Source organism: Methanobrevibacter olleyae (assembly GCF_900114585.1).
Lineage (GTDB): Archaea > Methanobacteriota > Methanobacteria > Methanobacteriales > Methanobacteriaceae > Methanobrevibacter > Methanobrevibacter olleyae.
On record NZ_FOTL01000001.1, the window covers coordinates 40,474 to 55,676 of the forward strand.

Annotated in this window: 13 protein-coding genes; 2 read left to right on the forward strand and 11 right to left on the reverse strand. The window is 27.6% G+C overall.

Annotated elements, in window-relative coordinates:
• Positions 1-68 precede the first annotated feature (68 nt).
• Positions 69-551 (reverse strand): 50S ribosomal protein L16, encoded by a 483-nt coding sequence (gene rplJ / locus BM020_RS00155; RefSeq protein WP_067147636.1) that lies wholly within the window; start codon positions 549-551, stop codon positions 69-71.
• Between the two features lie 682 nt (positions 552-1,233).
• Between rplJ and BM020_RS00160 the strand changes: the two genes are divergently transcribed.
• The gene (locus BM020_RS00160; RefSeq protein WP_067147639.1) at positions 1,234-1,479 is read left to right on the forward strand and encodes a KEOPS complex subunit Pcc1; all 246 of its coding nucleotides are present in this window, start codon (positions 1,234-1,236) and stop codon (positions 1,477-1,479) included.
• Between the two features lie 208 nt (positions 1,480-1,687).
• Positions 1,688-2,902, forward strand: coding sequence for a B-box zinc finger protein (locus BM020_RS00165; RefSeq protein WP_067147643.1), 1,215 nt, complete (start codon positions 1,688-1,690; stop codon positions 2,900-2,902).
• 392 nt (positions 2,903-3,294) lie between these two features.
• On the opposite strand, the gene BM020_RS00170 is transcribed toward BM020_RS00165, so the two are convergent.
• The 10 genes from BM020_RS00170 to sufC form a co-directional block, all read right to left on the reverse strand.
• The gene (locus BM020_RS00170) at positions 3,295-4,029 is read right to left on the reverse strand and encodes a peptidylprolyl isomerase (protein ID WP_067147647.1); all 735 of its coding nucleotides are present in this window, start codon (positions 4,027-4,029) and stop codon (positions 3,295-3,297) included.
• Positions 4,030-4,494: 465 nt separating this feature from the next.
• The gene (locus BM020_RS00175; protein WP_394326397.1) at positions 4,495-5,640 is read right to left on the reverse strand and encodes a nucleotidyltransferase family protein; all 1,146 of its coding nucleotides are present in this window, start codon (positions 5,638-5,640) and stop codon (positions 4,495-4,497) included.
• 41 nt (positions 5,641-5,681) lie between these two features.
• Positions 5,682-5,861 carry a hypothetical protein gene (locus BM020_RS00180; protein ID WP_067147651.1) on the reverse strand — a complete coding sequence of 60 codons (180 nt, stop codon included), beginning with the start codon at positions 5,859-5,861 and terminating at the stop codon, positions 5,682-5,684.
• A 503-nt stretch (positions 5,862-6,364) separates the two neighbouring features.
• Positions 6,365-7,606 (reverse strand): dihydroorotase, encoded by a 1,242-nt coding sequence (locus tag BM020_RS00185; protein ID WP_074797825.1) that lies wholly within the window; start codon positions 7,604-7,606, stop codon positions 6,365-6,367.
• A 341-nt stretch (positions 7,607-7,947) separates the two neighbouring features.
• Positions 7,948-9,180: a 4Fe-4S binding protein gene (locus BM020_RS00190; protein ID WP_067147657.1), complete on the reverse strand. Its 1,233-nt coding sequence runs from the start codon at positions 9,178-9,180 to the stop codon at positions 7,948-7,950.
• Between the two features lie 15 nt (positions 9,181-9,195).
• Positions 9,196-10,620, reverse strand: a complete 1,425-nt coding sequence (locus tag BM020_RS00195; protein ID WP_067147660.1) for a Ni/Fe hydrogenase subunit alpha — start codon at positions 10,618-10,620, stop codon at positions 9,196-9,198.
• Between the two features lies 1 nt (position 10,621).
• A complete protein-coding gene (locus tag BM020_RS00200; protein WP_067147663.1) occupies positions 10,622-11,548 on the reverse strand; it encodes an NADH-quinone oxidoreductase subunit B family protein in 927 nt (308 codons plus the stop codon).
• A gap of 20 nt (positions 11,549-11,568) precedes the next feature.
• Complete coding sequence (locus BM020_RS00205) at positions 11,569-11,994, reverse strand: hydrogenase iron-sulfur subunit (protein ID WP_067147666.1); 426 nt, start codon at positions 11,992-11,994, stop codon at positions 11,569-11,571.
• A gap of 1,077 nt (positions 11,995-13,071) precedes the next feature.
• A complete protein-coding gene (locus BM020_RS00210; protein ID WP_067147669.1) occupies positions 13,072-14,313 on the reverse strand; it encodes a SufB/SufD family protein in 1,242 nt (413 codons plus the stop codon).
• On the reverse strand, positions 14,285-15,043 hold the full coding sequence (gene sufC, locus BM020_RS00215) for a Fe-S cluster assembly ATPase SufC (protein ID WP_067147672.1): 759 nt from the start codon (positions 15,041-15,043) through the stop codon (positions 14,285-14,287). The genes BM020_RS00210 and sufC overlap by 29 nt, the downstream gene beginning before the upstream one ends.
• Positions 15,044-15,203 lie beyond the last annotated feature (160 nt).

The following is a 15,203-nucleotide window of genomic DNA, read 5'->3' on the forward strand; positions in this document are numbered from 1 at the left end:
TTATATAATTAAAAAAAAATTAAGTTTTAAAATTTGATTTGAAAGCTTTAATTAAAAAGTCTTAAGACTTATTTAATTAATTCTGCACCTTTTTCAATAACAATTCTACAAGAAACTGGTAATTTCATACTTGCTCTTTTTAAAGCAACTTTAGCATCTTCGAAGTTTTTAGGGTTTACATCAATAGACATAACTTTTTGATTAGTTTTTACAAGTGCTTCTACACTAATTGCCTTACCAAAAGCATTTCTCATACCACTTTGTACCCTATCTGCTCCTGCACCAGTAGCCATTGGATTTTCTCTTACAATGTTATGAGGGTATACTCTTAATTTTAAATGATATCCTAATCTACCAGCAGATCTTTGCATGTATCTATTAGAAGCAATACGAGCTGCTTCTAAAGCATTATGCCTAATTTGAGCTGGTTTTTTAACTGCTAAAGATACTCTTACTGGGAAATCCTCAGATAAATTACCCATATCATATTGAACAATTCTGTTATTTGGTATTTTTCTAATATATTCTCTTCTTGAATAAGCACGAACCATTAAAAGTCCTCCATATAATCATAATTAAGAACCATTGTATAAAAGTTCTTTAGATATTCTATCAATTAAATGAAAATTCTAATTAATATTTTATCAACTAATATCTATTTAATTTTAAATGTGTTTTAATACAATTATTCTTTTAAAATTTTTAAATCAACTTAAAGTTGAATGTAATAGTTCTATCGGAACATTTGAAAAAATAATAGCTAATTTAAGTACAATCCCATATTAAGAAAATATAATCTATAATTATATTCTTATTATTATACTTATCACATATACTAGCCATATAAAATTGAAAAAATTAATAAATACATAATCATTATTAATTTATAAAGTTAGATAGAATAACATTATTTATTTTTTTAAACATTAATAAATGTTATTGTTATAAGATTGAAATTTGAAAAAAAATCTATAAAGAACTAGAAAAAAATAAAAAAATTCAAAGTTTACAAAATTAAAATAGAAAGTAATAATAAAAAAATTCTTTTCAAATTCCAAATTATAATTGAAATCATAAATTAGTTACAAAATTTAATAAACAATATCAAAATAAAATTAATAAAATTAATAAAATTAATAAAGTTAAATTAGAAATAAATTAATAAATTAAAATAGCATATTAAAATAGATCAACTTTAATAAATTAATTAACATATTACAAAAAGGTAAGAATATGATTATTAAATCAAATATAAAAATTGAATATGAAAGTCCAAAATATTCTGAAATTGTTTATAAATCTCTTGAAGTAGATAATGAAGGTTTTGTAGAAAGTGATTTAGAGGAAAATACAATAAATTTTAAAGTTGAAAGTAAAAGTTTAGCTAGTTTTTTAGCTACAGCTGATGATTTAATAGCTTCTGAGATACTTGCTGAAAATATAATAAAAAATACAAATAGTGAAAAATTTAGAAAATGATAATAAAAAACTTAAAGAATATAAAAAATAAGATTTTAAAAGATAAACTTAATAACAATTAAAACTATAAATATATATCAATATTTTTGTTTAATCAAAATTAAATAAAAATTTAAAAATTTATATTAAATATTTTAAAAATTTAATATTAAATATTTTAAAAATATTTTAAATTTATATTTATTATTAATATTGATGAAGTGTTAATATGGAATGTCATAATCATCCGGATAGAGAGGCTATGGCAAATTGTTCAGTTTGTGGAAAAGCAATTTGTCAAGATTGTAGTATGGAAATTGCAGGAAATATTTATTGTAAAGATTGTGTAAATGAAATCGTTACAAAAAGTATTTTGGAAAAGGCGACTCAAGAGCAAAATAATGCTCCAAAGCAAACATTAACTGAAAAACCTATAGGTGAAATTAAAGATGAACCTATGGATCTTATTGAACCAATAGAACCGATTACCCCAATTCAAGCAGAAGAGCGTGAAAGTGAGGAAGAACTTATAAATCAAGTAGAGAAAGCTCCTGAAAACTATGAAACTGATTACGAATATGAAACTGAATATGTCGAAACTTATGAAGAAGATGGTACTGAAGATAGCTACTATGAAAATCCTGAGCTAATTCCAGAACCCGAACCTGAATACAAAGAACATGAAAGACAAGTAAAAGCAAAAGCTAATGCAAAAAAAGACTCTATTGAACCAATCCATACTGGAAATAGAGCTGAAGATTATTATGAAGAACCTATTCCTAGTGAAGCTCCGAGTAATGAACTTGAAGCAAAATATGAAAGATACTTAGAAGATCTATATTATGACGAAGAAGATGTAGATAATGTAATTCCTCAAGAGCTTCTTGAAGAAAAGGTTCCTAGAGCTAGGCCTCCTAGAGAAAGACAAATAAGAAGAGGTCCAAGACCTGCAGAATATGATGAATATTATGAAGGTCCTAGAAGACATAGACCTAAAAATTATCCTGATTCAAATAATGGGGAATATTATATCAATCCTAGAGAAGAATATGAGGATGATTTTATTGTTCCTTCACATCGTAGAAACAGAAGAGATGCTGAAAGTTATGAAGATTTAAAAAGAAGAATCGAAAGAAACTATGAAAGGGAACAAGAAGCTAAGAAAAAAGATCCTTTTAGAAGATTTAAAAAACCTAGACATGACTATGATGAACTAGAAAATATCCAAGAAATGCATAGATTCTCAGAATTAGGGGAAGAAGAAAGTGAAAAACTTACAGTTACTGAAATCATTCTTGCAGTAATCTTAATCATTTTAATTATAATGCTTATTTTATATGTGGTATATTTATTTAGATTAAGCGGAGATTATACTAGTTTCATTGAAGCTATTATTGGATTAGTTCAAAATCCTGGTGAATTTATCAGTAATATGTTAAATTAAATTTAAATAGAGAATTTTATATTCTCTATCTTTTTATTAACACTTTATTTTATTTTTTTTATTAATTTTTACTATTTTTTATTTTTTCTAAATTTTTTAGTACTGTTTTTTCAAATCAATTATTTTTAATGAATTTTTAATTAAATATTTCCATCATACAACTCGATTTTTTTTTAACTTTTAATTTTAATACCCTATAAAAAATTCATTCTAATAATTTTAAAAAAATATCTAATTTTAAATAATATATAAAATATTTAAATAGAATATAAAAAGTTAGAAAATAATATTAAAAAAATAAAAATAAAAACTAAAAAGAATAAAAATAGTAAAAAATATTAAAAAAATAAAAACTAAAAAGAATAAAAAAAGTAAAAGAAAAATTAAAATAATTATTCTTCAGATTCTCCTTCAGGGTCTTCTTCTACTTTTTTCTCAAATTCATCTACGAATTCAACTTTTTCATAACCCATATTGTCCCAAATGTCTTTTGAAATTCTGAATCTAGCAAAAGTTACATCCATGTAAGATTTTTGATCAAATCTGGTGATTTCATCTAATTTAATACTTACTTTGTCACCATCAATTTTAATTTCAGTTTTATCTAAATCCATATTAGGGTAAGAGTAATGTAACTCGATCATACTTTTGATTTTTTCTTCATCTTCATCAATAACTTCTACTACAGAAACATCATATTCTAAGTTCTTACCTGCTAATTCATGGTTAAAATCAACTTTTACTCTGCCTCCATCTACAGAGATAATTTTACCAGTACCATTGTCAGAAGTAATTTTCATACCTCTAACAGGAGCCATACCTTGTTTTTTGAATTCTTTCATTGGTATTAATTGAATTAAATTAGGATTTCTTTGGCCAAAACCATTTTCAGGATTTACAGATACATGAATTGCTTCTCCAGCTTCAGTACCAATAATAGCATTATCAATAGCTTTTAATAAATGATTTCCTCCAACAATAATGGGAATTGGACCATAAACTTTATCTTCTACTAAAATATCTGCCTCTTTAGCGATATCTTCGGAAGTAGTATCAAACACTTCATCAGTTTCTTTTATTTTACCAGTAAAATTTAATCTTACAAAATCTCCTTCTTGAATTGCCATAAATAATTCTCCTATAATCTTTATGTAGATTAATCACATTATATCATAAAAAATATGTCATTAACTTTCACAGACATACTCATAGTACTCCAATTGAAATTTAATCTAAATTAATATTTAAAATATCTGAATTAAAATTACCCATTAGAAATAAAATGTAATTAACAATAAAATTGAATAATAAATTTAAAATTTAACATCCATAATTAAAATATTAATTAATCAAAAATTTTATAATTTTAAATTTTTTATTTATAATTTTTTCAACTAATCAAATATTCATTATATATTTTTAATAAGTAATATTATATAATATTTACTAAAAAATATTAACTTTCAGGTATTAAAAAAACATGACAAAAATAGTTTAAAAAAAGAAAAGATAAAAATTAAAAAATTTATTATTTATACACTATTATCAAAAAACTAAAAAATTTCAGTGCTTTTTAAAATCATTACTAAAAATTATAAAACCTCAATATTATTTACAAAAATTTTATCATTGAAGAAGACCTTTTCTTTAAATTCATTTAATACCTTCTCATTTTTATAATTTAAAACACGAACAGTGCTAGGATAATTATTAATATATTCTGAAATAGTATCTGCATTAATCCTTGTTTCTAATATACTCAAAACTCTATTTTTAAAATGACTGCTAAAGCCATAAAAAATAGAATTTTCAATTTCTGAAACAGATTCAAATGGTTTTATTTCACGTTGATTAATTAATTCATTAGCTAATTTATCATTGAAGAAATTTAATTTAATCAAATCATCGAAAGATAAGTTGTTCGCAGAATCAATTATATACTCATCAAGTCTTAAATCATGTAGTGGAGCTCTATCAGCATTAATTTCTCTTTCTAAAATCCTAATTGTTTCACTAGGTAACATGAATTTAACAGATTCTAAATCATTTAGAGAACAGGCTTTACGAATTAAAGTTCCGCTAACACCTTCAATCCTTGGAACAAAAATAAATTTATCCTTAAAATCAAAGCCTATTTTTTTTAATGATTTAGAAAAGGATACTATAACATAATTATCTTCCTCTAATTTCCCATTATAAATTACTTCATTAGTGTCCATATCAACAATTTTATAAGGTTTTGGAGCTATGCCATGACCTAATGAAATTTTTTCTAAAATCTTTTCATAAGCATCAAAGGGCCTATAACCTCTAGGAATAAAATCAGTATTTAAAGCTTGAAACATTTTTGTTAAACATAAAGAATATTGTCCAGATCCCATAATTCCCATAGGCGGTCCTTCAACAACAATATCTGCACCTACAGCAATAGCTATTTCTGATCTGACATTCCTGTGCAAAATATATGGTAATCCTCTACCACTTCTCTCAAATAATCCTGGAACAATAGCTACAAACAGTCCATTAGGAATTTTAGATTTAGCAGTTTTCATACAATGAAAATGACCATTATGAAGAGGAGAATATTCTGTAAAGTCTGCAATTAAAGGTCTTGAATCATCTGAGACTTTATTTGAATTTTCATATTCAAAATGATTAACTTGGGCTTTTTGTGAATTTTCAAAATCTTTGAAAAATGTTTTTTTATCCTTTTTTTGAATATTTCTAATAAAATCAATTGAAGGCATATTATATAATATAAACATTAGAATTTATAAAACTATTCAAAGTCTTCATCAATATTCTCTTCAATCCATAAATTAACTGCTTCCTCCATAGCTTTACTATACCATTTTGGTTCAAATTTAAATTTTTGAGAGGCCATTTTTCTAAATTTATAATCTAAACTTTTATCAATAACAATTGTAACTCTTTTTTCACCGCTTTCTTTATAAACCATATAATCACAGCATAAGAATTTTATAATCTGTTTTACCATATATAACCATTTATAAAAAAACCATACAAAATTAAGTTTTTTTAGAATCACTATAATATATAGTTTTCATTAATAAAAAGATTTTCTATGAAGCTTTAAAATTAAAAAATAAGACTAATAATCAATAATTGACTTAAGATTAGAACAATTTTATAAATTTTTACTGAAATTTAATTAATGAAAAAATTAAAAAAATAGAAAAAAATTAAAAAAAATTAAAAAATAAAGTAAAGTAAAAAAATTAAAAATAAATTTAGTAAAAATTAAAAAATAAAGTAAAGTAAAAAAATTAAAAATAAATTTAGTAAAAATTAATTATAGAAAAATCGGAATAAAAAATCCCTATGAATAATTAAAATAATGATTGAATAAAATAAAATAAAATAAATAACCATCAAAAATATTTATCGAATAATAAAATAAAATAAAGTAGAATTAAAAATAGATAATTTTAATACAAACTATCAATATGTACATTCATCATTTTCCATAATTATATCCCCATTTACCATAGTCATAGTTACTTTACCTTTATAATAAAGTCCATCAAATGGAGAATATTCTGCTTTTGTATAGAAATTATCTATATCAAAGACCCCTTCTTTATTTAAGTCTAAAACAACCAAGTCTGCATCAAAACCTTCTTTAATAAACCCTTTATTTTCAAGATTAAATCTTTTAGCAACATTTTCTGAAAATATTTTAGGAATTAAACTTAAATCTAAATTTGATTTATTCACCTCAGTCAATAGTAAAGATAAAACAGTTTCTAAAGAGGGAATACCTGGGCTAGAATCCCAAGTTCCTTTTGTTTTTTCTTCTAAACTATGAGGTGCATGATCTGTAGCTATTATTGAATTTTCATTTAAATCTTGAATAGTAATCTTTTTAGTTTTTTCTCTTAAAGGAGGATTGGTTTTAATAATTGTCCCAAATTCATTAAATGCTGTATTATCATATAACAAGTGATGGGGAGTAAATTCAAAACTTACATTATTAGAAATTGCTAAATTCATTGCATTTTTAGTACTTAAATGACAAATATGTAAATCGTTCCCATATTTTTTAGAAAGTGCAATAGCTTGAGCAACAGATTCATCCTCAGATTCTGCAGGACGGCCATAGCTATATGCAATAGCTTCAGTTTCATTAGACAATTTTTTAGTGTATTCTAAAACCATGTCTCTTTTTTCACAATGAGCTGTTACAATTGACTTTTTACTTAAATCAGATATGTCCTTAAAGATTTTATCTAAATCTTCATCAGTTTCTAAGTCCATGAATATTTTAAATGACATAGGGTTCAATTCAAGAATTTTTTCCATTTCTTCAAGTGTAGAATATCCTGCATGAAGCCCAAAATTAACTATAGATTTAGATTCTGCAATTTTTAATTTATCTTTAAATGATTTATATGTATTAGTTTTAGGAACAGTATTAGGCATATCCATTACAAATGTAAATCCGCCATGTGCTGCAGCCATAGAACCAGTTTTAAAATCTTCTTTATATGTTAAACCAGGGTCTCTAAAATGAACATGAGGATCAATAAGCCCCGGAAATACTAATTGCCCTTTAAGATCTATTTCTTTTTCACCTTTAATTGAAGATTTTGATATTTTTGCTATTTTACCATCTTCAATTGCTATAAATAATTCATTAGAATAATCTAATAATTTTAGATTTTTTAAAACTAGATCAAACATAAAATCACTTTAAATCTTTAATGAAAATTCATAAAATTAATTTTTTTAAAATTTTTAATTTAATATTTAATTTTAATATTTAATAAATTTGTTTAAAAAATAAAAACAATATTAAATAAAAATAATATTCAAAGCTTAGAAATAAAGATTAGAAATCTTAAAAATAGTAAAAAAAGTAAATAAAGATTAAAAATCTTAAAAACAGTAAAAAAAAAAAAGTAAATAAAGATTAAAAATCTTAAAAATAGTAAAAAAGTAAATAAAAAAAAGGCACTTAAGCTCATGTTAAGTGCCTTATACCTAAACTTAGGTTTTAATTTTGTTTTGTGTTTATAACTTATCTATTTTAAACTAAGAGCTTCTGGAGTACATTTTGCGATACATTGTTCACAGAGAGTACAGAATCCAGCAATAGGTAAGTTAACTTTGTATGCTTTATGTAACATATCATATGGACATGCGTCAATACATTCTCCACATTCATCACATTTAGATGGGTTGAAAATGATTCTATCTCTAGATACAGTTTCACCATCAATTTCTTTGTCAACAGAGTCTAATTGTAATGCATCGTTAGGACATACATTAGCACAAGCACCACATCTTACACACATGGTGAAAGATTGCTCGCCCATATCTTTTTGACGGGAAGGTACTTCCATTCCTCTTTTGGTAACTACTTTTATAGCTTCAGTAGGACATTTTAAAGCACATCCTCCATCATAGATACATTTTTCTTCATCCCTACAAATTCCTTCAGTTGAACTGAATTTAGATGCACCATACTCAACATCTAAATCAATTGCATCTACAGGACATACATTTACACAAAGACCACATGCAGCACATACTTCAGGAAGAACTACAGTCAAGTCAGATTTAGGGGTAATGAAGCTTCCAGGACAAATATCAACACAGGAATTACAACCGATACATGTATCAGCATCTAAAGTAAATGATTTCATTTCTTTAGTACGTTTTACAGGGTTTGCATTTTCTGCGATGAAAATTGCATTCCATGGACAAGATTGTGAACATACTCCACATTGGATACATTTATCTTCATCTACTTCGATAGGTTCTCCGTAAGCAGATAAGGTGATTGCATCTACAGGACATTCAGCTACACATACTCCACATCCTTTACAATCTTCAATGTATACAGGACCTTCTGGTTTAACAACTCTCTCTACAGGTTCTTTTACTCCAGGAACTCCGATAACGTCTACAGGACAGATGTCAACACATTTTTGACACATTACACAGAATCCTTTTAAGAGTTGAGAATCTTCTGCATCTAATTTAAGAGTTTTAGAAGGACATGCTTCTACACAATCTCCACATTCATTACATTTAGTTTTGTTAAAGATTAATCTTACTTGAGTGTTTCCTTCTTCATCAATAGCTATGTCGTCTACTTGTAAAGCACCATTAGGACATACATCAGCACAATTAGGTGCTCCACCACAAGTATCACAGTAAACGATGTGATCGCCTACTTCAATAGCTGCTGTAGGACAAACACCTTCACATGCTCCACATTTAATACAGCTATTTTCATTGAATACTATCATTTTAACACTCCAAAGTTAGATTTTGTTTATTAAGTTTCCTTCACTATCATATACTTCGACAGTAGCTAGTCTCATTTGACTATCCATAGTGTGGGTAGCACAAGATAAACATGGGTCGTGAGCTCTGATAACCATTTCCATTAAGTTAAATATTTTATCATCTACTTCTACACCCGGTTTGATGTAATCTTTAGCTACTTGTTGAATACCCATTTCCATTGCAGGGTTGTTTTGAATAGTTGCTACTATGATGTTTGCATTGGTAATTAAACCATTGTCATCAGTTTTGTAGTGGTGGATTAAAGTACCACGAGCAGCTTCTACAATACCTGCACCTTCTCCAGCACTTCTTTCTAATGCATCAGGGAATTTGTCACCAGATAAATCTTGTTCTAAAGCAGCAGCAGCCATTTCAGCAGAAGCTAACATTTCGATTAATCTTGCCCAGTGGAATAACAATGGGTATTGTGCATAACCGAATCTTTCTCTGAAGTCTTCTAATGCAGCTTGTGCTAAAGGAGCATCATCAGGCATTTTGTCACAAACATTAATACGAGATAATGGTGCTACTCTGTAAATACCTTCAGGGTATCCTAATTCTTTAATGTAAGGGAATTTTAACCAAGAGTATGGTTTTACATGCTCTGCAACAACATCAGTATATTCGAGGTTGTTATATTCAGTGTAAATAGATCCATCTTTGTCTTTTATTCTTACATTACCATTGTATACATCCCATACACCATCTTTTACAAGACCGCAGTGACGAGTGTCACCGAAGTAACCTAAAGTTTTAACAAGGTCAATTTTTTCTTCTAAGATAGGTACTGCTAATTCAATAGTAGCTTGAGATAATTCAATATTTTCTTTAGCCTTTGCTAATAAATCAGCCTGGGTTTCTTCATCTAATTCAGTAGAAATACCACCAGGAGTAGAAGAAGTTGGGTGAATTGGACGACCACCAGTTGCAGATACAATATCTAAACCGTTTCTTCTGATTTTAATAGCTTGTAAAGCAACTTCTGGCATATCTTGGATAATTTGGAAAACATTTCTAGTTTTTCTGGTTCCATCAGGAACTACTAAATCTGGAGCTGCTAAGAAGTAGAAGTGGAGAGCGTGTGAATGCATGAAAGATCCCCAGTTCATAAGTTCTCTCATTTTGTAAGCAGCTGGTAAGATTTCATCATCATCAAATCCGTAGATTTGGTCAACAGCTTTAGCAGCAGCTAAGTGGTGTTGTACATCACAAATACCACATATTCTAGGTACGATACGAGGTACTTCCTCAGCTGGACGTCCTTGTAAGAATTTTTCGAATCCTCTAAATTCCATAACATGTAATCTAGTGTCTTCTACATTTCCTGCATCGTCAAGGTGTACAGTAATTTTTGCGTGACCTTCAATACGAGTTACAGGTTCCATAGTAAGTTTTACCATATTATTTTCCTCCTTTTTGCATTTTAGCAGGGACTAAAGCAGCTGGTAAAGTGTAAGTGTAGAAAGTACCTACAATATCATCTAATTGATCAGCTACTTGTTCAGGGTCTACAGTTTTATCTTCGTTAACACCGTAGTCAGATGCAATTGCAGAAATCATTTTTGCACCTGCATCATTTACTTTTGCAGTAGGTCCATAGCAACCTCTACATGGGATAGCAATACTTGGGCATTGTGCACCACATAAAGATACGGTTGCAGGTCCCATACAAACTAATCCTTGAGCAATTAAACATAAATCATCTTCAGGTTTACCAACTTCGAACTGTCTTTTAATGAAGTCCATAGCGAGTCCAGCAGGTGGTTTTTCTCTAGGGCATACTTCACAAAGGTTAGTGGTAGGTAATTCTATAGTTTCTCCTCTTAATAAAGTGAGAATAGCTTCAGCTACTACATCAGATTTTGGAGGGCAACCAGGAATCATTAAATCAACTTGAATAGCTTCATATAATGGTCTTACTCTGCTTTCTAATGAAGGCACATCTTCATTAGGAATAATACCAGCATCGTTGTAAGTACTTACAGAGTTAATGTAAGCTTCGGTAGTTAATTCTTCAACAGTATGTAAATTACCAAGACCAGGAATACCACCATAAGCTGCACAAGTACCATATGCAATAACGAGGCCAGCTTTTTCTCTTAACATTTCTGCTAATTCTCTGTTTTCTTCGTTTCTAATTCCACCTTCTACAATAAGTACATCTAATTCAGGTACTTCATCGTATTTAGTATCACATAATACTGGTGAGAATTCGAATTGAGCTAATTCTAAAACATCTAATAAAGATTCGTGGAAATCCGCAATGGATAAGTGACAACCAGAACATCCTCCGAGCCACATAGTTCCTATTTTAACTTTATCTGCCATAAATAATCCTCCAGTTAAATCTAATTTTCAGCATCTAGTTGTGCTTTTAATGGGGAAGGTCCTAAATCTTTAATTCTGTTTACCATCATTTTTACAGAACTAGCGAATTTTTCTCCTTCAGAAGCAGAAATCCAGTCATGATGGACTCTTTCTCTTCCAATTCCCATATCTTCGACTAATTTATAAACTAATCTCATTCTTCTGTCAAGTTTATAGTTACCTGCATCGTAGTGGCAGTCACCCATGTGGCATCCTGCTACGAATACACCGTCAGCACCGTCTCTGAATGCTTTTAAAATAAACTGAGGGTCAATTCTTCCAGAACACATTACTCTTATAACACGAATGTTAGGTGGGTATTGCATTCTTGCAGTACCTGCAGTATCTGCTCCACCATAGGAACACCAGTTACAACAAAACATTACAATTTTTACATCTTCAGACATAGAGTTTATCCTCCTCTATTTAAAATATTTAGTTTATAGTCCTAAAATAAAATTTTAATCTTCTAGTCTAAGACTGATCCAACTATCTCAATCTAATAATCATTAAAAAGTATTTATAAATCATAAATAATACAATTTAAAAGAATTTAATATCGATTGAAAATATTAAACTTTTATTATAATTGAAATAATTAAGATACTCAACCTAAATAGTCTAACACTATTTTTAACCTATAAAGATCCAAATCAAAAAATCTTAATAGATTACTTTCTTGAATCTAAATCATAAAATTCAAGAATTCCATTTAACTTTAAAAACCCAAATCAAAATTTTTAAAGTTAGTTTTCAATCTAATTTCTTTTTTAAAAAAGTTTTTCAAATCTATATTAAAATATGTTTGAGGCATACCTTAATCTCAAATCATCGTACGCTAATGAGCTAGCTCAGCTTAACATTAATGTACTAGTTATATATTATATTTAAATTAAATATAAAGGTTACTTGGAAACAAAAGACACAAACTTTATATATTATAATACTTTTTTAAAAAAAGATATTACAAAATTCAAAAATTAATTTTAATTTATACGAAATAATATTGAAAAATAAATTGAATTATTAATAGATATATAAAAATAAGAAATGAATTTTATCTAATTATGAAATAAAGAAATAAAATAAAAATAAATTAAGTTATAATATATTAAAACAATTTTTATAATTAAGAATAAAATCTAAAAAAATAGCTAAAAATTAAGGAATGCCTAAATAAAAGAATATGGGAGATTTTTGAAAAATTTGAAATTATAAAAATTAAAAATCAATGTAAAACTAATTACAAAAACTTAAAAAAAATTAGTAAAAAATTAGTAAAAAAAATTTATTAAAAAATTAAAAAAATTAGTAAAAAATTAGTAAAAAAAATTTATTAAAAAATTAAAAAAATTAGTAAAAAATTAGTAAAAAATTAGTAAAAAATTAGTAAAAAATTAGTAAAAAATTAGTAAAAAATTAGTAAAAATTAAGAAAATAAAATAAATCTTAATAATAAAAAATAATAAATGAAATGTAAATAATTACATTCCTTCTAAACTCATATCAATCATTTTTTGAGTTTCAGCAGCTAATTCATTAGGTAAACCTGTAATATCCATACTTAAGAAACCTCTAACAATCATAGAAGCTGCCTCTTCTTCAGTTAATCCTCTTGAAGTTAAGTAATAAATTTCTTCTTCATCAATTTGACCAACTGCTGCTTCGTGAGACATCTCAAGGTTTGCTGCATTAGCTTCAAGTTCCGGAACTGCATAAATAGATGAATTATCATCTAAAACTAAACCATGACATTCTAAGTGTCCTTTAACATTAGGAACATTTCCAGATAAATGCCCTCTAGAATAAATTTTAGAATCATCATTAGCTACAGCACGAGAAATAATCTCTGCACTTGATCTAGGAGCATTTAAAATAGCTCTAGATCCTACATCAATAATTGATTCATTAATACCACTTTGAATACTTTGGAATAATGCTCTTGCATTTTCACCATTACAATAAGTAGTAGGATAAGATTGAATAGATTTAACTGGGCTTGTTAAAATATAATTATTAATATAAGTACTGTTTTCTTCTTGGATAATTGCAGTTCTTGGACGTACTTCTACTTGTTCTGCCCAATTATGAACCATAGTAAAAGTAACTTTAGCACCAGGTTTAATATAAATTTCAGAGATACCTACATGAAGTGCAGATGAAATATCATCACCAGTTGCACATCCAGTAATAAGGTGAAGCTCTGAATTTTCCTCAGCAATAATAATATTATGTGCAGTTTGCATCACATCTTGGTCTGCAATAAACATACAAGCTTGAACTGGGAAAATTTCTTTAGTTCCAGGTAAAGATCTTACAAAATAGCCACTGTAAGCTCCATCTTTTGCTTCAGAAAGTGCTGTTTCTGCAGTATATTTGTCTACATCTGGTTTTACTGCATTCCACATATAATCTTTTAACCAAGAATGTTTATCTAATGCAACACCTAAATTCATTAGTTCAATTGAATCAGAAATAGAATGTGAAAAAATATTTGATTGGTCCATTTGGACAAAAGAACCTGCTCTTTCTTCAGCAGTTGCATCAACACCTACTTTTAAAAAAGATTTTTGAGTTTTTTTATCAACATCTTTAATATCATCAATTACATCAAAAGCATTGATATCTTCCTTAGTAAAGTTTTCAATTACAACATCAGTACCTAGTGTTGCTTTTTTGTTTTTTGCCTTCTCAGCATTATGAGTTACATTGCGCACAACTAACACATCCTTTAAATCCTTCCTTCCTAATATCCTCTAAAATTTCATCAGGACCACCAGAACAAGCAATTATACCCTGCATTAATACATGAGCTTTATCCGCTTTAATAAAATTCAAAATATAACCTAAGTGAGTAATAAGCAAACCTGCTTTTCTTCTTTGACCAGGCTTTTTATCTTTGTCTAATAAAACATTTAATTCCTCAGCTAATAATTCTACATTTTCAATGTCAACACCAGAGTCTGGTTCATCAAACATTGTAAAGAGAGGTTCTTGAGCAAGTAATTGAAGAATTTCAGACCTTTTAACTTCTCCACCAGAAAATCCCCTATTAACATCTCTGTCTAAGAACTCATCACTGAATTTTAACTTACGAGCAAGTTCTTGCATTCTTGGATTTAACTCTTCATCAGAGTCTTGTTTTGATTCAAATTTTAATAAATCTCTTACACTTACTCCACGAATAGTTGGAGGGTTTTGGAAGCTTACACCAAGACCTTTTTGAACTCTTTCAGTAGTAGTTAAATTAGTGATATCTTCTCCCTTAAATAGGATAGATCCTTCTACAACCTCATACTTTGGGAATCCTAATATAGTTAAGAATAATGTACTTTTACCAGCACCATTCGGACCTAAAAGAACATGAGTTTCCCCTTCTCTTATTGCAAGGTTTACACCATTTAAAACACGTTTACCTTCTACTTCAACAACTAAATCTTTAACTTCAAGTAACATTGTATCAACATCCTTATTAGTTTAAAATTACTAAGCATGATTTTAATTGGTATGAATATATAATCGATATTATCAAAGATTTATATTAATCAAGTTTTATTCCACTAATCTTTATTAAGGTATAATCTTTATTAACATATAACAATTATTATATTATTTT